Source organism: Micromonospora foliorum, from assembly GCF_022229015.1.
In the GTDB taxonomy this organism is placed as follows: domain Bacteria; phylum Actinomycetota; class Actinomycetes; order Mycobacteriales; family Micromonosporaceae; genus Micromonospora; species Micromonospora foliorum.
Window position 1 is genome coordinate 1 of record NZ_JAKKFF010000232.1, and the last position, 16,108, is coordinate 16,108.

Here is a 16,108-nt window from a genome sequence, read left to right on the forward strand (position 1 = left end):
GCCCGGCCCCTCCGGGTGACGGACCTCATCACCGAACGCCCGCCGACGGCTGCCCTGCGCCCGGTCGGGGCGGGTGGTACGCCCGGGGTGACAATGTCGGAATGACCTCAGTCGCCATCGTCACCGGAGCGTCCAGCGGGATCGGCGCGGCCACCGCCCGCCGGCTCGCCGCCGAGGGCTTCCACGTGCTCGCCGCCGCCCGCCGCGCCGAACGGCTCACCGAACTGGTCGCCGAGATCACCGCCGCCGGCGGGCAGGCCACCGCGGTGACCTGCGACATCACCTCGGACGAGTCGGTGGCCGGGCTGGCCGAGGCCGCCGCCCAGGCACCCGGGCCGGTCGCCCTCCTGGTCAACAACGCCGGCGGAGCGCGCGGGCTGGACCCGGTGGAGTCCGGCTCGGTCGCCGACTGGCAGTGGATGTACGACGTGAACGTGCTCGGCACCCTACGGGTCACCCAGGCGCTGCTGCCGGCGCTGGAGGCCTCCGGCTCCGGCACCATCGTGGTGGTCTCCTCCACCGCCGGCCTGACCGTCTACGAGGGCGGAGGCGGCTACACCGCCGCGAAGCACGCGCAGACCGCCATCGCCGGCACGCTCCGCCTGGAGCTGTGTGGCCGGCCGCTGCGGGTCATCGAGATCGACCCGGGCATGGTGAAGACCGACGAGTTCGGGCTGGTCCGCTTCGAGGGCGACGCGGAACGGGCGGCCGCCGTCTACGCCGGGGTGCCGGGGCCGCTGGTCGCCGAGGACGTCGCCGACTGCATCGCCTGGTGCGCCACCCGCCCGGAGCACGTCAACGTCGACCGGCTGGTGGTCCGGCCACGGGCGCAGGCCGCCCAGCACAAGGTGCACCGGGTCGGCCAGTGAAGCGCGAGGAGTGAGCCGGGCTTGCGAGCCCCGCAGTCGCAAACGAGGACCACGCAGTGCAGCGCGAGGAGTGAGCCGGGTTTGCGAGCCCCGCAGTCGCGAAACGGAGATCTGGCCTTGAGGTCGACATGAGTCCTGGGGCGCGACGTCGGCCGTTCGGCGTGGTCACGCGCGGCACGACGAACCCGAACCGGCTCCGTCGGGTGGACAACTGGATCGTCGCCACCTGCGCCGACCGGCTGTTGGCGGCGGACGACCCCCTGGTGGTCGACCTCGGCTACGGCGCCACCCCGGTGACCGCTGTGGAGTTGCGCGCTCGACTGGCGGCCGGGGTCCGTCCGGACGTACGGCTGGTCGGGTTGGAGATCGACGCGGCCCGGGTGGCCGCTGCGGCGCCGGCCGCCGACCCACCGGGGCTGACGTTCGCCCGGGGTGGGTTCGAGTTGGCCGGGCTCCGGCCGGTGCTGGTCCGCGCGTTCAACGTGCTGCGACAGTACGACGAGAGCGAGGTGGCCGAAGCCTGGCAGACGATGACCGCCGCGCTCGCCCCCGGTGGGGTGCTCGTCGAGGGCACGTGTGACGAGTTGGGGCGGCTCGCCAGCTGGCTGCTGGTCGACGCCGAGGGCCCCCGGACGCTGACCCTGGCCGCGAAGCTCACCACGCTGGGCAGCCCCGCCGAGTTGGCCGAGCGGCTGCCCAAGGCATTGATCCACCGCAACGTTCCCGGTGAGCCGGTGCACGCGCTGATCCGCGCCCTGGACGACGCCTGGCAGGCCGCCGCCCCGTACGCCACCTTCGGCCCCCGCCAACGCTGGCTGCGCGCGGTGACCCGTCTGCGCGAAACGGGCTGGCCCATCCTCAACAACCCCACCCGCTGGCGCCAGGGCGAACTAACCCTCCCCTGGCCCCTCCCCTAACCCCGCAGGGTCCACCCCGCACCCCCACCCCGCACGCCGATCTTGCACTTTCGGCTGGCGATTCGCCCTTTTGCGACCGTTGTGTCGCGACAGAAACTGCAAGATCGCGGGCGGGGGCGAGGGCGAGGGCGGGAGTGGCGGGGCGGGGCGGGGCGGGTTAGAGGGCGCAGTTGATGAGGACTGGTTCGGGGTGCAGGGTCACGCCGAAACGGGCGTGCACCTGGTCACGGATGGTGCGGGCCAGGGCCAGCAGGTCGCCGGTGTGGGCGGTGCCGCTGCGGTTGGTCAGGGCCAGGGTGTGCTTGCTGGAGATGGCCACCCCACCCTCGCCGGGGTGGCCCTTGGCGAAGCCGGCCTTGTCGATCAGCCAGGCGGCACTGACCTTGACCAGGCCGTCCGCCCCGGGCCAGGCGGGCGGGTCGCCCAGCTCGGCGGAGCGTTCCAGGAGCTGTTCGTACGTCGCCCGGTCGAGCACGGGGTTGGTGAAGAACGAGCCGACCGAGCGGGTGTCCGGATCGTTGGCGTCGAGCACCATCCCCTTGCCCGCACGCAGCCGCAGCACCACCGCTCGGGCGTCCGCCAGCGGCACCTGGTCGCCCACCTCGACACCGAGGGCTCTGGCCAGCTCCGCGTAGCGCACCGGCCCGGAGAGCGGAGACCGGGTGAGCCGGAAGTCGACCGAGAGCACCACCCAACGGTCCACGTACTTGAAGATGCTGCCCCGGTAGGCGAAGCCGCAGTCGGCGGCGGGGATGACCTGGCGGGTGCCCTCGACCCGGTCGTACACCTCGACGCCGGTGATCGTCTCGGCGACCTCCTGGCCGTACGCGCCGACGTTCTGGATCGGGGTGGCACCGGTCGAGCCGGGGATGCCGGACAGGCACTCCAGCCCGGCCCAGCCGTTGGCTACGGTGGCGGCGACCAGGTCGTCCCACGGCTCACCGGCGTCGACCCGTACGGTGACCGAGGCGGCGTCCTCGGCGATGACCCGTACGCCGCGGGAGCGCACCAGCACGACCGTGCCGGGGAAGCCGGCGTCGCCGATCACCACGTTGCTGCCCCCGGCCAGGATCAGGACCGGCTCTGTCGCGGTCCGCACCGCCTGGACGAGCTCGTCGGCACTGCCGGCGGCCACGATCCGCTCGGCCGGCCCGCCCGTCCGTAGGGTGGTGTAGCCGGCGAGTGGACCGGGGATGGCACGATCGGCGTCGGTTGTCGGCTGGGCGGAGGCGTCTGGCACGCCCTTCACCTTAGGCTGACAACTAGCCGTGGCACCCACTGGTCGCCCGGCACCCCCGGGAGGATGGCGATGAGCAGACTGCAGGGCAGCAAGGATTTCTGGATCGGGGCGCTCCGGACGGAGGGTCCGGCTTTCGCGGCAGCGGTGGCCGAGGCGCCGCCGGAGACACCGGTGCTGTCCTGTCCGGGCTGGACGGTCAACGACCTCACACTGCACATGGCCGGGATCTACCACTGGGTTTCGTCGTTCGTCGGTTCCGGCCAGACCAGCCAACCGCCGCGTCGCGAGAAGATTGAGGCCGACCCGGGCGTGAACGCGCTCCAGTTGTGGCAGCAGGGGTACGACCGGGTGATGACCGTCTTCGACGGGCTCGACGCGGAGGCGCCGGCCTGGAACTGGGCCCCGCAGCCGAAGAAGGCCGGTTTCTGGCCTCGTCGGATGGCGCACGAGACGGCTGTGCACCGCTGGGACGCCCAGCTCGCCATCGGGGCTGGTGACCCGGTGGAGGCGAAGCTCGCGGCCGACGGGGTGAGCGAGGTGCTGGACACCTGGCTGCCGGCGGGCCGGCGGCAGGTGCCGGGTGACTGGCACGGGGTGGTGCAGCTCGGCGCGACCGATGCGGCCCAGGAGTGGTATCTGCGGCTGCGCGGCGAGGGGGTGGCGCTGCTCGACACCGCGACCATCTTCGACCACGACGATCACCACGCCCGCGCCCAGGTCAGTGGCACCGCGAGCGACCTGCTGTTGGCGCTCTGGGGGCGGGTGAGCTTCGAGACGCTGGACGTCGCGGGCGACCGCACCCTGTTGGACGGTCTGCGCACCGGCTGACCGACGCACCGCGAACGAGGGCGTCACCCCATCCGGGGTGGCGCCCTCGTCGGTGTCCGGGGATCCACCGCCCACCGGCGCCGCGCCCCGAGGGCCGTCCATCACGGGACCACAACGCTGAGAGAGCGCTCTCTTGACAGTCGGTTGGCAACCCACCACCCTGTCGTGAGAGCGCTCTCTTAGCCATCTGCCATCACCCACCCGCCTTGAGAGAGGTCGATAACCATGGCTGCCTTCCCGCGCCGCCGCCTCGCCGCGGTGGCCCTCGCCGCCGCCACCGCCCTGCTCGTCACCGCTGGCTGCGGCGGCGGCGACGAGCCCAGCGACGGAAAGATCACCCTCACCGTCGACGTCTTCGGCCAGTTCGGCTACGAGCAGCTCTACCAGGAGTACATGGCTGCTAACCCCGACGTGAAGATCGTCGAGCGCGGCACCGGCACCAACCTCGACGAGTACTCGCCGAAGCTGACCCAGTGGCTCGCCGCCGGCCGGGGCGCCGGCGACGTGGTGGCCATCGAGGAGGGTCTGCTGGTCGAGTACAAGGCCAATCCGGCGAACTTCGTCAACCTGCTGGACCACGGCGCCGCCGACCTCAAGGGCAACTTCCTGGAGTGGAAGTGGAACGCCGGTCTGACCGCCGACGGCAAGCAGCTCATCGGCCTCGGCACCGACGTCGGCGGCATCGCCATCTGCTACCGCAAGGACCTCTTCCAGAAGGCCGGCCTGCCCACCGAGCGGGACGCGGTCTCCAAGCTCTGGCCCACCTGGCCGGACTACATCGCCACCGGCGAGCGGTTCACCGCGGCGAAGACCGGCGCGTCCTTCCTCGACGGGGCGACCAACACCTTCAACACCATCCTGCTGCAGACCGCCGGCAACACGACCGGCTACAGCTACTACGACACCAGCGGCAACCTCGTCGTCGACAGCAACCCGTCGGTACGGCAGGCGTGGGACACCACCATGGACATCATCGACTCGGGCCTCTCCGGAAAGTACGGCTCCTGGTCGGAAGAGTGGGTCTCCGCCTTCAAGCAGTCGAAGTTCGCCACCATCGCCTGTCCCGCCTGGATGACCGGCGTCATCGAGGCCAACGCGGGCACGGATGCCCAGGGCAAGTGGGACATCGCCCGGGTGCCCGGCAACGGCGGCAACTGGGGTGGGTCGCACCTCGCCGTGCCCAAGCAGAGCAAGCACCAGGCCGAGGCGATCGAGCTGGTCAAGTTCCTCACCAGCGCCAAGGGGCAGATCGGGGCGTTCAAGGCCAAGGGTCCGCTGCCCTCGTCGCCGCAGGCGCTCGACGACCCGGCGATCACCGGCGCGTCAAACGCGTACTTCTCGGGGGCGCCGGTCGGCGCGATCTTCGGCACCGGCGCGAAGAGCCTGAAGCCGGTCTACATGGGCCCGAAGAACCAGGCCGTACGGACCGAGGTGGAGAACGCCGTACGGACCGTGGAGCTGGGCCAGCGCAACCCCGCGCAGGGCTGGACCGACGCGGTGACCAACGCGAAGAAGGCCGCCGCCAAGTAGCCCAACCCAGCGTGCGGGCGGGCTCCGACGACCGGAGTCCCGCCCGCACGGCGGAAAGGAGTTCCCGGGCATGACCGTCCAGCTCGACGCCCGCCCGCCGGTCGTACCGGCGCCCCAGCGCTCGTCGGGTCGGCTCAGCCGGCTCGACACCCGGCTCTCGCCGTACCTCTACATCGCCCCGTTCTTCCTGCTCTTCGCGGTCTTCGGGGTCTACCCGCTGGCGTACACCTTCTGGGTCTCGCTGCACGACTGGGATCTGCTCGGCGCCGACCACCCCTTCGTCGGGGCGGAGAACTACACCCGGCTGCTGGCCGACGCCGACTTCTGGCACGCGCTTGTCAACACGCTGGGGATCTTCGTCATCTCGACCGTGCCGCAGTTGCTCGCCGCGCTCTGGCTGGCCAACCTGCTCAACCGCGGCCTGCGGGCCCGCACCGGCTGGCGGATGGCGGTGCTCGTCCCGAACGTCACGTCCACCGCCGCGGTGGCGATCGTGTTCGGGGTGATCTTCGGCCGCGAGTTCGGCATGATCAACTGGCTGCTCGACCTGGTCGGGCTGGACGCCATCGGCTGGAAGTCCAACCGGTTCGCCTCCTGGGTGGCGATCTCCGCCATGGTCGACTGGCGGTGGACCGGCTACAACGCGCTGATCCTGCTGGCCGCGATGCAGGCCATCCCCCGCGACCTGTACGAGTCGGCGTCCATCGACGGCGCCAACCGGGCCCGGCAGTTCTGGTCGATCACCGTGCCGCTGCTCAAGCCGACGATCATCTTCTGCGCCATCATCGCCACCATCGGCGGACTGCAACTCTTCACCGAGCCCCGGCTGTTCCACTCCGGCACCAACCCGATTCGGGGCGGCCCGATGCGCGAGTCGCAGACGCTGACCATGTACATGTTCGAGAACGCCTTCGCGCCGCACTACAACTTCGGGTACGGCTCGGCGGTGGCCTGGCTGCTCTTCGCGCTCATCGCGATCGTCGCGGCGGTCAACGTGCTGCTCCTGCGCCGCCTCGGCGGCGGGGACCGCCCACAGAAGGGAGCGGCGCGATGAGCCGACTCTGGCGGGCCAGCCCGCTCACCTACCTCGCCCTGGTCGTCGCCGCCGGCCTGTCGGTCTTTCCGATCTGGTGGATGTTCGTGGTGGCCAGCCGATCCAGCGACGCCATGGGGCAACTGCCGCCACCGATGACGCCGGGGGGCAACCTGGGCGCCAACATCGCCCGGCTGTTCGACAACACCGACGCGTACTTCCTCACCGGTCTGATCAACTCGACGATCGTGGCCACCACGGTCACCGTGTCCGTGGTGTTCTTCTCCAGCCTGGCCGGCTTCGCCTTCGCCAAGCTGCGGTTCCGCGGCCGCAACGCGCTGCTGCTCGTCATCATCGCGACCATGATGGTGCCGACCCAGCTCGGCGTGATCCCGCTCTACCTGATGATGACCCGGTTGCAGTGGAACGACCGGTTGCCCGCGGTCATCGTGCCGGCCCTGGTCACCGGGTTCGGGGTGTTCATGATGCGGCAGTACGCCGGCCAGGCGGTCAGTGACGAGCTGATCGAGGCCGCCCGGATGGACGGCTGTGGCACCGCCCGGATCTGGTGGCACGTCGTGCTGCCCGCGCTGCGTCCCGCCGCCGCCGTCCTCGGTCTGCTCACCTTCATGACCACCTGGAACGACTTCCTCTGGCCGTACGCTGTACTGAACGATCCGGCGAATCCGACGGTGCAACTCTCCCTACGCGCACTGTCGGACGGGTACTACCAGGACATGTCGCAGGTGTTCACCGGAACGGCCATCGCGACGCTGCCCCTGCTACTGGTCTTCGTGTTGTTCGGCCGGCAGATCATCGGCGGAATCATGGAAGGTGCGGTCAAGGCGTGAACGAGCGGAGCGAGCAAACCAACCGGCCCAGCAACGAGATCCGGTTTCCCGAGCACTTCCTCTGGGGGGCGGCCACCGCCGCGTACCAGATCGAGGGCGCGGCCCGCGACGACGGTCGCGGTCCGTCCATCTGGGACACCTTCAGCCGTACGCCGGGCAAGGTGTACCAGGGCCACACCGGCGACGTCGCCTGCGACCACTACCACCGGTACGCCGACGACGTGGCGCTGATGGCCGAGCTGGGCCTGCGGGCGTACCGGTTCTCGGTCGCCTGGCCACGGATCCAACCGGACGGCACCGGCCCGGCCAACCCCCGTGGGCTGGACTTCTACGACCGACTCACGGACACACTGCTCGACCGGGGCATCGACCCGATCGTCACCCTCTACCACTGGGATCTGCCGCAGTCCCTGGGCGACCGGGGCGGCTGGACCAACCGGGACACCGCCGAGCACTTCGCCACCTACGCCACTGCGGTGTACGCCCGCCTCGGCGACCGGATCGACGTGTGGACCACGCTCAACGAGCCGTGGTGCTCGGCCTACCTCGGTTACGCCAACGGGCTGCACGCTCCGGGTGAGCAGGATCCGGCGGCGGCCTTCACCGCCGTACACCATCTGCTGTTGGGGCACGGCCTGGCGGCGCGGGCGTTGCGGGCGGCCGGCGCGCGCAGCGTGGGTGTCACCGTCAACCCGGCCGACGTACGCCCGGCCGACCCGCAGAGCGCGGCCGACGCCGCCGCGGTTCGCCTGGTCGACGGCCTGCACAACCGGATCTTCCTCGACCCGCTGCTGGCCGGCGGCTACCCGGACGACGTCCGGGAGCACGTGGCCCGCATCGTCGAGCCGACGTTCATCCGCGACGGCGACGAGAAGCTGATCGCCGCCCCGATCGACCTGCTCGGCATCAATTACTACGCCCCGAGTTACGTGGCCGGTCGGCCCGACGGCGCCGGCAATGGCGCGTATCCGGGCACCGAGGGCGCGGTGCACTTCCTGCCGCCGGCCGGGCCGCTCACCGACATGGGTTGGATGATCGAGCCGGCCGGGCTCACCCGGCTGCTGGAGCGGATCGCCGCCGACTACCCCGGGGTGCCGCTGCTGATCACCGAGAACGGCGCGGCGTTCCCCGACAAGCCCGGCGCCGACTCGCCCGACGGCCCGGCACAGGTGATCGACGCCGATCGCATCGCCTACCTCGACGGGCACCTCCGTGCGGCGCACGAGGCGATCTCCCGGGGCGTGGACCTGCGCGGTTATCTCGTATGGTCATTCCTGGACAACTTCGAGTGGGCGGAGGGTTACCGCAAGCGGTTCGGGATCGTGCACGTCGACTACCTGACCCAGCGGCGCACACCGAAGGCCAGCGCCCGGTGGTACCAGGAGGTGATCTCCCGGAACGGGCTGTGACGAGCGGGGGGAAGGCGCGATGACGACGGCGCAGCGGCCGACGCTCGAAGCGGTGGCGGCGCGGGCCGGGGTGTCCCGCGCCACCGTGTCCCGGGTGGTCAACGGCTCCACCACCGTCGCCGAACCGATCCGCGAGGCGGTCACCCGGGCGGTCGCCGAGTTGGGGTACGTCCCCAACCTGGCCGCCCGCAGCCTGGTCACCCAACGCACCGACTCGATCGCCCTGGTCATGCCGGAGGCGGCCACCCGGGTCTTCTCCGACGACCAGGTCTTCCCCGGCATCATCCGGGGCGTCAGCCAGGAGTTGGAGGCGGCCGACAAGCAACTGGTGCTGATGCTCGCCGGCTCGCCTGCCGGGCACCATCGGGTCGAGCGGTACACCACCGGCCGGCACGTCGACGGTGTGCTCTTCGCGTCGCTGCACGGTGCCGACCCGCTGCCCGGCACGCTGGCCCGACTCGGCATCCCGGTGGTGGTCAGCGGCCGGCCGCTCGGCGACGTGCCCGTCCCGTACGTGGACGTCGACCACGTGGGCGGGGTGACCGAGGCCGTCCGGCACATGATCGACAGCGGTCGTCGACGGATCGCCACCATCGCCGGGCCACAGGACATGGTCGCCGGAATCGAACGGCTCAGCGGCTACCGCAGCACGGTCGCCGACGCGGGGCTGCCCGAGCTGGTCGCCATCGGTGACTTCACCAGGGAATCCGGGTCGGCCGCGATGCGCCGCCTGCTCACCGAACATCCCGACCTGGACGGCGTCTTCGCCGCCAGCGACCTGATGGCGCACGCCGCCCTGCGGACGCTGCGCGAGGCTGGTCGGCGGGTGCCGGAGGACGTGGCGGTGGTCGGCTTCGACGACATCGAGACCGCCGCCTACACCGAGCCGCCGCTGACCACCGTCCGGCAGCCGATCGTGGAACTTGGCCGCCGGATGACCCGGCAACTGCTCCGGCTGGCCGCCGGGGAGACCATCGAGCAGGCGGTCATGCTCCCCACCGAGCTGATCCGCCGCGCCTCGGCATAGCCGGGGGCCCTCCTCGACGAGGAGAGCCCCCGGGACCCGCTAGTAGTTCCGGGTTCGATGCCCGTGCTGGCCGATCAGCCTTCCGCGTCCCGGCGGCGGCGCACCGCGATCAACGTGGTGCCGAGCGCCACCGCACCGATGCCGAGGATGGCCATCGGAATCAACGCACTGCCCGCCGAGTTACCGGTGATCGGCAGGTGGCTCTTCGTCGGGGTCGCCGTGGGCGGCGCGCTGGTCGGCGGCTGGGTGGTGGGCGGCGGCGAGGTGGGCTGACCGTTGGCGGCACAGGTCTGGGTCAGCACGAAGAACTCCGCCGTACCGGTGATCACCGCGGTGGCGTCGGTCAGTGTCCAGCCGGCGGGCAGCCGGATCCACGCCTTGCTGGTGCCCATGTCGTTGACGATCGCCCCGCCGTCGGTGGGGATCGTCCGGGTCACGGTGCCGTCGTTCGGGATGCTCCAGGTGCCGGTGACCGTGACGAACTGCCCGGAGGTCGCTGGGTCGCCCGGCAGGTTGAACACCCACACGTCCTGGTCCGGGAACGGCCCACCGCCGAGGTTCGGGTCGCAGTTCTGACTGAACGCGGCCGCGGTCGTGGGGACGTTGCCGGGGTTGATGTCGATGTTGCTGACCTGAGGCGGTGGCTGGGTCGGATCGGTCGGCTGGGCGAGCGCCGCGCCTGCAGCCCCGACCAGGATCGCGCCGGCTGTGGCACCGGTAGCGACGAGTTTGACGAGTAGTCCTCTCACATTTCCCCCATGATCTCTGCGGCAGTTTATGACACTTACAACCGAGATGGGAGAATAATCTGCTTCGAACCACTCACAGCCCTTTTCGTTCCTTTTTCAACCGCCAGCGCAGCTGTGCAGCGTTAATGTGTCGACCGGGGATCCCGATCGTCATTAGCCTCGCCGACATGCCGGACCATGTCGCGCTGCTGCACGTCCCCGCCCTGTCCGATGTCGCCGAGTACGCGTACGCGGCCACCGTCGAGTCGCCTGCCCGGTTGGTGTTCACCGCCGGGGCGTGCCCGCTGGACGCCGAGGGGCGCACCGTCGCGCCGGGCGATCACGCCGCGCAGGCCCGGCAGGTGATGACGAACCTGGAGACCGCTCTCGATGCGGCCGGCGCACGGCTGACCGACGTCGTCAAGACCACGGTCTACGTGGCGTCGTCGCAGCAGAGGGATCTGGTGACCGTCTGGGAGGCGGTGCGGGACTTCTTCGGCGACCATGATCCGCCCAGCACGTTGCTCGGGGTGGCCGTGCTCGGCTACACCGACCAGCTCGTCGAGGTCGAGGCCGTCGCCGCCGTACGGATGGGGGCCTGACATGCGTATTCGGGTGGCGCAGCCGGACGATGCTGCGGGCGTGGTGGCCCTGCGGGCGACGGTCTACCCGTACCAGGTGCGCGGCGTCGAGTCGACCCGGAAGATGATCGCCGAGCCGATACCGGGAAGGGACTGGGCCGCCTTCGTGGCCGAGGTCGATGCCCAGATCGTCGGGTGGGTGACGGCCCAACGCAACGCCTCGACCTCGACGGCGAACTTCGGTGACATCAATCTCCTGCACGTCCACCCGGAGCACCGGCGGCGCGGCATCGGCACCGCGCTGCTGGCGACCGCGACAGGTCACCTCGCCCCGCTGGGGGTCCGCCGGCTCCGCGCCTTCGCCCAGCCGGACGCGCTGCCGTTCGCCCGTCGGCACGGCTACGAGCCCAGTCGTGAGCTGCGCTTCTCGGCGCTCGATTTGAATCCGGCACCTGCGCTGCCCGACCCGCCGCCGGGCGTACGGCTGCTCCCGATCTCCGACCTGGACCCGCACCGGCTCTACGCGGCGGACGTGGCCGCCTCGCTGGACGAGCCGGGCGACGTGCCGGTCGACTCGATCAGCTACGAGAGCTGGCAGCACGACGTCTGGGACAACCTCGGTCTGGACAAGACGGCCAGCATGGCCGCCGAAGTCGATGGTGAGGTCGCCGCCTTCAGCCTGGTGAAGCGGGACGGGGACCGGATGTGGTCGGACTTCACCGGCAGTCTCCCGACGCACCGGGGACGGGGCCTCGCCCGGCTCACCAAGACCGCCGCGCTGCACCGGGCTGCCGCGAACGGCGTGCGCGTCGCGTACACCTCGAACGACGAGGCGAACGGGCCGATGCTCGCCATCAACACCCGGCTGGGCTACCGCCCGGTGGCAGCCGAATGGTCCTGCCTGGCCGACCTGACCTGATCAGCAGTCACCCGCGGACCTCCGCCGGGGATTCGGTCCTCAATCGCGATCGGCCCGGCGCGATCGGCGGGCCAGGGACAGCCACCCGAGAAAGCGGGTGTGCATCACGGCGAGATCCGGGCGACCGCCCAGGCCGTACATGTCGTCGACGGCCTCCTGCATCGACGAGGCCAGGTAGAACGCCAGAGCGACCGAGTGACCGTAGAACTCGACAATGAGGTCGAGTTGAGCCGGACCGCAGGGCCACGGCGCGGCACAGTTGCGACACAGCCACGCGGGGCGCATCGGCAGGTGCGGTCGGGGGCGGACGCTCATCCGACCCGCACCGGTCCACGACGGACCGGCCGACGGATCGTGGGCCGGGCGCCTGGCACCGGGGCGTCCTGCCAGATCAGCCCCGCCGTCTGGACGAAGAGCGACCGCCGAATGACCGCCTCGCCCTTTGGGCCCAGCTCGTAGCCCTCAATCCAGAGCCAGCCGTCATAGGTCACCCAGTCAGGAAGCCGGATCACGCGGACGAAGATCGGCCGGAGGAACTGCACACTCGCCGCACGGGTCAGGTGCAGTACATCGCCCGACTTCACCTTCCGCGTGGACCCCCTCACCCGGCCATCCATCCATTCACCCCTCTCCGATCGTCAGGAGGGGCCGCACTGCGTTCTCGACCAAATGGCGGCCCCCGGGCCAGCGCCGCCGCCGGTCGTCGCCTCCACCAGCGGTACCGCTTAACTCCACGGTTTCAGCGGGTATCGGACGCCTGTACCGTCCGTGTGCGACTATCGGGGACGTCTAGGAAAGGTCCCCTTGCGATGACGAGAAACGACGCCCTCGGGCACGCCCTCAGATCGGCGGGGCTGACCGTTGCCGACCTCGCAGAGAAGTGCGATGTGGATCCAAAGACGGTTGAGCGGTGGATCAGCAGGAGCCGCATTCCTCACCCTCGCTCCCGGATGCGGGCCGCAGGGGTGTTGGGTCAGGATGTAGAGGTGCTATGGCCCGAAGTCGTCCGCCGCGCTGTCAAGGTCGGTTCAGACCGTGAGTTGGTCGGCGTGTACGCGCGCCGATCCGATCTTCCGCGTTCACTATTCCGCGAGTTGATCGACAAAGCGGGCACACGGTTGTGGTTCGGCGGGTACACGAGTTACTTCGTATGGCTTGAGGTGCCTAACGCCGCCACCACGCTCAGTGCGAAGGCCCAGAGCGGTGCCGATGTGCGTTTCCTGCTCGGCGATCCCGGCAGCGAGGTCACAACGGCGCGAGAGCGCATCGAGTCGACTCCCCTCACGCTCGCGACCCGCATCGCCATGACCCAGGCGGAGATCGCGAAGTCTCCGGAACCCCTTGCCACCCGAATGTCGGAACGGCACGTTGCCATGTCCGTCTGGGTCTTCGATGACGAGGCGATTGTGGCTACGCACATCGGCGCGGGGCTAGGACAGGACTCGGTGACGATGCACCTCCGACGCCGTGAGAACGGCGGTCCGTTTGATCGTTACGTGGAGCACTTCGAGTCCCTGTGGGACGACGCACGGGCGGCGTAGCCGCACCGTCCCGCAGTCACGATGACCTGACCGGTCTTCCGGGATTGCGTTAGCGATCTCCCCCGCCCGCGCCGATCTTGCGATTTCGGTGGCTGAGATGCGCGGAATGCCCCCTATGCCGCGACAGAAAGTGCAAGATCGCGGAAAGGTGCGGCTCAACCTCGTTGATCATGGAGTTGTGGTGCCTGCCTTGGTGCAACAAGGGCGTTTTGTCACCCACCACGACTCCATGATCAACGAGGCAGCGCCGGGGTTGAGCTACTCAGCATCAAGTGATCACGGGGAGGGTTACTTCTCGAACACCTGGCGTGCGGTGGCATGCGTGTCGGCGCCGAAGAGGACCAGGCGAGCCTCGGTGACGGTGGCCGGGGTGGCCGCGCGCAGCACCGCCAGCGCCTGACCGACCGCGTCGTCGACCGGCCAGCCGTAGATGCCGGCGGAGATCAGCGGGAAGGCCACCGTGCCAGCGCCCAGCTCGTCGGCCACGGCGAGGCTGTTGGCGTAGCAGTGGCGCAGCAGCCCCGACCGGTCCTCGGTGGCCGACCAGACCGGCCCGACGGCGTGGATCACCCAGCGGGCCGGTAGCTCCCCGGCCGTGGTCGCCACCGCCTTGCCGGTGGGCAGGCCCTTGCCGTAGTGGGACGCCCGCAGCGCCCGGCACTCAGCCAGGATCGCCGGCCCGCCGCGCCGGTGGATGGCGCCGTCGACCCCGCCACCACCGAGCAGGGACGAGTTCGCGGCGTTCACGATGGCGTCCACGCGCTGGGCGGTGATGTCCCCCTCGACCAGGGCGATCTCCATGTCAGCTCTCCTCGATCGACTGGCCCATCGAGCGGCGGGCCAGCAGAGTGGCACCGGCGACCGCGGCCGGCATGATCAGTACGGCGCCGAGCGGGATCAGGAAGCAGAGGAAGACGGCCACCCCGAAGCCGAGCGCGGTGGGTCGGTCGGCCTTCAGGATCGTCCGGCGCTGCGGCAGCCGCATCCCGCGTCGGTAGAACGGCGCGCCGACCAGCTCCACGGCGAGGAACCAGCCGCCGACCGCAGCCCCGATGACCGGGACGACCGTCTGGCCGACCACCGGGATGAAGCCGGCGAGGAAGAGCGGAATGCCGACCAGCGCCGTGAGCGCCACCAGGCGTACCGAGTCGGCGAGGCTGCGGCGCAGCGACGACCAGAAGGGCACGTCCACCGCACCCGGCGTGCCGCCGTACCGCTTCTCGACCTGCTCGGAGATTTTCTCGTAGAACGGGTCGCCGATGACCAGGGTGACCGCGGTGAAGGTGAGCACGCCGAGCAGGCCGCCGAACCCCAGGAAGGCCAGGCCGGCGATCACCCGGACCAGGCTGCGGCCGGTGCTCGACCAGTCGTCGGCGAACGGGGTGACAAGCGCGGCGAGGTCGTCCACGAAGTACACCAGGGCGGCGAGGGCGGCCAGGAAGAGCACGCCGGAGATCAGCGCCGGCACGATGCCGAGCAGCACCAACCCGGGGCTGCGGACGTAGAGGCCCAACCCGCGCAGGAGCAGCCCCGCCCCGGCGAGGAAACGTCCGACGACCCCGGTCACCGGGCTGGCGATTCTGCTGGCATCCACGATCCAGCAGCCTAACCAGCGTTGATCGAATCCGCCGGACGGTGAGCGGCACCGGGCAGGATGGGCGGGTGCGTGCCTCCCGACTGATCTCGTTGCTGTTGCTGTTGCAGGCGCGCGGGTCGATGACCGCGAGCGAGCTGGCACGGGAACTGGAGGTCTCCGAGCGGACCGTCTACCGGGACGTCCTGGCGCTCTCCGCGGCGGGCGTGCCGGTCTACGCCGACCGGGGGCGGGCCGGCGGTTACCGCCTGCTCGGCGGGTACCGCACCCGACTGACCGGGCTGACCCGGGACGAGGCGGAGGCGCTCTTCCTCGCCGGGCTGCCCGGGCCGGCCGGCGAGATGGGGCTCGCCGACGCGGTCGCGTCCGCCGAGCTGAAGGTGCTCGCCGCGCTGCCACCCGCCCTGCGCGACGCGCCGGCCCGTGCCGGGCAGCGGTTCCACCTGGACGTGCCGGGCTGGTTCCGGGAGACCGGGCCACCGCTCTGGTTGCCCGAGCTGGCGCGGGCGGTCTGGGCAGATCGGGTGGTGGAGCTGCGCTACCGGCGCGGCGACCGGGAGGTGACCCGCCGGGTCCAGCCGTACGGCCTGGTGCTCAAGAGCGGGATCTGGTACTTGGTCGGCCGCGTCGGCGACGATGTGCGCACCTACCGGGTGGACCGGGTCACCGGGGTCGAGGTGGGCGACGAGCACTTCGACCGCGACGAGGGCTTCGACCTGGCCGGGCACTGGCGCGAGCAGGGCGGGTCGTTCCTGCGGACCATGCTGCGGGCCGAGGTCGCCGTCCGGCTGAGCCCCGCCGGCCTGCGCCAGCTCCGGCACCTGGTCGATGCCCCCTTCGTGTACGACGAGCTGCTCGCCGCCGCCAGCCAGCCCGACGGGCAGGGCTGGGTGGTGGCCCGGCTGCCCGTCGAGTCGGTCCAGGTGGCGTACCACCAACTGCTGGGGCTCGGCCCCGAGGTGGAGGTCCTCGGCCCACCCGAGCTGCGGCAGTTGTTCGCGGAGAGCGCCGACCGGCTCGCCGCGCTCTACCGGTAGCCGG

Annotated in this window: 18 protein-coding genes; 12 read left to right on the top strand and 6 right to left on the bottom strand. The window is 70.7% G+C overall.

What is annotated here, in order from left to right; translation table 11 throughout:
• The first annotated feature begins 101 nt into the window (after positions 1-101).
• Together PSH25_RS17510 and PSH25_RS17515 are read left to right on the top strand one after the other, a co-directional pair.
• The gene (locus tag PSH25_RS17510) at positions 102-869 is read left to right on the top strand and encodes an SDR family oxidoreductase (protein ID WP_238660095.1); all 768 of its coding nucleotides are present in this window, start codon (positions 102-104) and stop codon (positions 867-869) included.
• A gap of 128 nt (positions 870-997) precedes the next feature.
• The gene (locus tag PSH25_RS17515; protein WP_238660096.1) at positions 998-1,786 is read left to right on the top strand and encodes a class I SAM-dependent methyltransferase; all 789 of its coding nucleotides are present in this window, start codon (positions 998-1,000) and stop codon (positions 1,784-1,786) included.
• A gap of 157 nt (positions 1,787-1,943) precedes the next feature.
• Here PSH25_RS17515 and PSH25_RS17520 read toward each other — a convergent pair whose 3' ends face one another.
• A complete protein-coding gene (locus PSH25_RS17520) occupies positions 1,944-2,981 on the bottom strand; it encodes a UDP-N-acetylmuramate dehydrogenase (protein ID WP_238660127.1) in 1,038 nt (345 codons plus the stop codon).
• Between the two features lie 114 nt (positions 2,982-3,095).
• Here PSH25_RS17520 and PSH25_RS17525 point away from each other — a divergent pair, with 114 nt between their 5' ends.
• The 6 genes from PSH25_RS17525 to PSH25_RS17550 all read left to right on the top strand — a co-directional run bounded on the left by PSH25_RS17525 (position 3,096) and on the right by PSH25_RS17550 (position 9,704).
• Complete coding sequence (locus PSH25_RS17525; RefSeq protein WP_238660097.1) at positions 3,096-3,854, top strand: maleylpyruvate isomerase family mycothiol-dependent enzyme; 759 nt, start codon at positions 3,096-3,098, stop codon at positions 3,852-3,854.
• A gap of 225 nt (positions 3,855-4,079) precedes the next feature.
• Positions 4,080-5,384 carry an ABC transporter substrate-binding protein gene (locus PSH25_RS17530; RefSeq protein WP_238660098.1) on the top strand — a complete coding sequence of 435 codons (1,305 nt, stop codon included), beginning with the start codon at positions 4,080-4,082 and terminating at the stop codon, positions 5,382-5,384.
• Positions 5,385-5,454: 70 nt separating this feature from the next.
• Positions 5,455-6,438, top strand: a complete 984-nt coding sequence (locus PSH25_RS17535) for a carbohydrate ABC transporter permease (protein ID WP_238660099.1) — start codon at positions 5,455-5,457, stop codon at positions 6,436-6,438.
• Positions 6,435-7,268, top strand: coding sequence for a carbohydrate ABC transporter permease (locus PSH25_RS17540; RefSeq protein ID WP_238660100.1), 834 nt, complete (start codon positions 6,435-6,437; stop codon positions 7,266-7,268). Before PSH25_RS17535 ends, PSH25_RS17540 begins: the two co-directional genes overlap by 4 nt.
• The gene (locus PSH25_RS17545; protein WP_238660101.1) at positions 7,265-8,677 is read left to right on the top strand and encodes a GH1 family beta-glucosidase; all 1,413 of its coding nucleotides are present in this window, start codon (positions 7,265-7,267) and stop codon (positions 8,675-8,677) included. The genes PSH25_RS17540 and PSH25_RS17545 overlap by 4 nt, the downstream gene beginning before the upstream one ends.
• Positions 8,678-8,696: 19 nt before the next feature.
• A complete protein-coding gene (locus PSH25_RS17550; RefSeq protein WP_238660102.1) occupies positions 8,697-9,704 on the top strand; it encodes a LacI family DNA-binding transcriptional regulator in 1,008 nt (335 codons plus the stop codon).
• Positions 9,705-9,778: 74 nt separating this feature from the next.
• On the opposite strand, the gene PSH25_RS17555 is transcribed toward PSH25_RS17550, so the two are convergent.
• Entirely contained in the window at positions 9,779-10,453 is a 675-nt protein-coding gene (locus tag PSH25_RS17555) for a hypothetical protein (RefSeq protein WP_238660103.1), read from the bottom strand.
• Between the two features lie 167 nt (positions 10,454-10,620).
• Between PSH25_RS17555 and PSH25_RS17560 the strand changes: the two genes are divergently transcribed.
• Both PSH25_RS17560 and PSH25_RS17565 read left to right on the top strand, forming a co-directional pair.
• Entirely contained in the window at positions 10,621-11,034 is a 414-nt protein-coding gene (locus PSH25_RS17560) for a RidA family protein (RefSeq protein ID WP_238660104.1), read from the top strand.
• Position 11,035: 1 nt separating this feature from the next.
• Positions 11,036-11,932, top strand: a complete 897-nt coding sequence (locus tag PSH25_RS17565; protein WP_238660105.1) for a GNAT family N-acetyltransferase — start codon at positions 11,036-11,038, stop codon at positions 11,930-11,932.
• A gap of 39 nt (positions 11,933-11,971) precedes the next feature.
• On the opposite strand, the gene PSH25_RS17570 is transcribed toward PSH25_RS17565, so the two are convergent.
• Both PSH25_RS17570 and PSH25_RS17575 read right to left on the bottom strand, forming a co-directional pair.
• Entirely contained in the window at positions 11,972-12,247 is a 276-nt protein-coding gene (locus PSH25_RS17570) for a hypothetical protein (RefSeq protein WP_238660106.1), read from the bottom strand.
• Positions 12,244-12,537, bottom strand: a complete 294-nt coding sequence (locus tag PSH25_RS17575) for a hypothetical protein (protein ID WP_238660107.1) — start codon at positions 12,535-12,537, stop codon at positions 12,244-12,246. The genes PSH25_RS17570 and PSH25_RS17575 overlap by 4 nt, the downstream gene beginning before the upstream one ends.
• 204 nt (positions 12,538-12,741) lie before the next feature.
• Between PSH25_RS17575 and PSH25_RS17580 the strand changes: the two genes are divergently transcribed.
• A complete protein-coding gene (locus PSH25_RS17580; RefSeq protein ID WP_238660108.1) occupies positions 12,742-13,473 on the top strand; it encodes a helix-turn-helix domain-containing protein in 732 nt (243 codons plus the stop codon).
• Between the two features lie 288 nt (positions 13,474-13,761).
• On the opposite strand, the gene PSH25_RS17585 is transcribed toward PSH25_RS17580, so the two are convergent.
• Together PSH25_RS17585 and PSH25_RS17590 are read right to left on the bottom strand one after the other, a co-directional pair.
• Complete coding sequence (locus PSH25_RS17585) at positions 13,762-14,274, bottom strand: O-acetyl-ADP-ribose deacetylase (protein ID WP_238660109.1); 513 nt, start codon at positions 14,272-14,274, stop codon at positions 13,762-13,764.
• Position 14,275: 1 nt separating this feature from the next.
• Positions 14,276-15,067, bottom strand: a complete 792-nt coding sequence (locus PSH25_RS17590; RefSeq protein WP_238660110.1) for an EI24 domain-containing protein — start codon at positions 15,065-15,067, stop codon at positions 14,276-14,278.
• A gap of 68 nt (positions 15,068-15,135) precedes the next feature.
• Between PSH25_RS17590 and PSH25_RS17595 the strand changes: the two genes are divergently transcribed.
• Entirely contained in the window at positions 15,136-16,104 is a 969-nt protein-coding gene (locus PSH25_RS17595; RefSeq protein WP_238660111.1) for a helix-turn-helix transcriptional regulator, read from the top strand.
• Positions 16,105-16,108 lie beyond the last annotated feature (4 nt).

What these genes read in the sequence shown, in the direction of transcription:
- PSH25_RS17540 (WP_238660100.1), top strand. Translation starts at nt 6,435, where the DNA reads ATGAGCCGACTCTGGCGGGCCAGCCCGCTCACCTACCTCGCCCTGGTC.
- PSH25_RS17510 (WP_238660095.1), top strand. Translation starts at nt 102, where the DNA reads ATGACCTCAGTCGCCATCGTCACCGGAGCGTCCAGCGGGATCGGCGCG.
- PSH25_RS17530 (WP_238660098.1), top strand. Translation starts at nt 4,080, where the DNA reads ATGGCTGCCTTCCCGCGCCGCCGCCTCGCCGCGGTGGCCCTCGCCGCC.
- PSH25_RS17535 (WP_238660099.1), top strand. Translation starts at nt 5,455, where the DNA reads ATGACCGTCCAGCTCGACGCCCGCCCGCCGGTCGTACCGGCGCCCCAG.
- PSH25_RS17515 (WP_238660096.1), top strand. Translation starts at nt 998, where the DNA reads ATGAGTCCTGGGGCGCGACGTCGGCCGTTCGGCGTGGTCACGCGCGGC.
- PSH25_RS17525 (WP_238660097.1), top strand. Translation starts at nt 3,096, where the DNA reads ATGAGCAGACTGCAGGGCAGCAAGGATTTCTGGATCGGGGCGCTCCGG.
- PSH25_RS17580 (WP_238660108.1), top strand. Translation starts at nt 12,742, where the DNA reads ATGACGAGAAACGACGCCCTCGGGCACGCCCTCAGATCGGCGGGGCTG.
- PSH25_RS17570 (WP_238660106.1), bottom strand. Translation starts at nt 12,247, where the DNA reads ATGAGCGTCCGCCCCCGACCGCACCTGCCGATGCGCCCCGCGTGGCTG.
- PSH25_RS17565 (WP_238660105.1), top strand. Translation starts at nt 11,036, where the DNA reads ATGCGTATTCGGGTGGCGCAGCCGGACGATGCTGCGGGCGTGGTGGCC.
- PSH25_RS17560 (WP_238660104.1), top strand. Translation starts at nt 10,621, where the DNA reads ATGCCGGACCATGTCGCGCTGCTGCACGTCCCCGCCCTGTCCGATGTC.
- PSH25_RS17550 (WP_238660102.1), top strand. Translation starts at nt 8,697, where the DNA reads ATGACGACGGCGCAGCGGCCGACGCTCGAAGCGGTGGCGGCGCGGGCC.
- PSH25_RS17585 (WP_238660109.1), bottom strand. Translation starts at nt 14,274, where the DNA reads ATGGAGATCGCCCTGGTCGAGGGGGACATCACCGCCCAGCGCGTGGAC.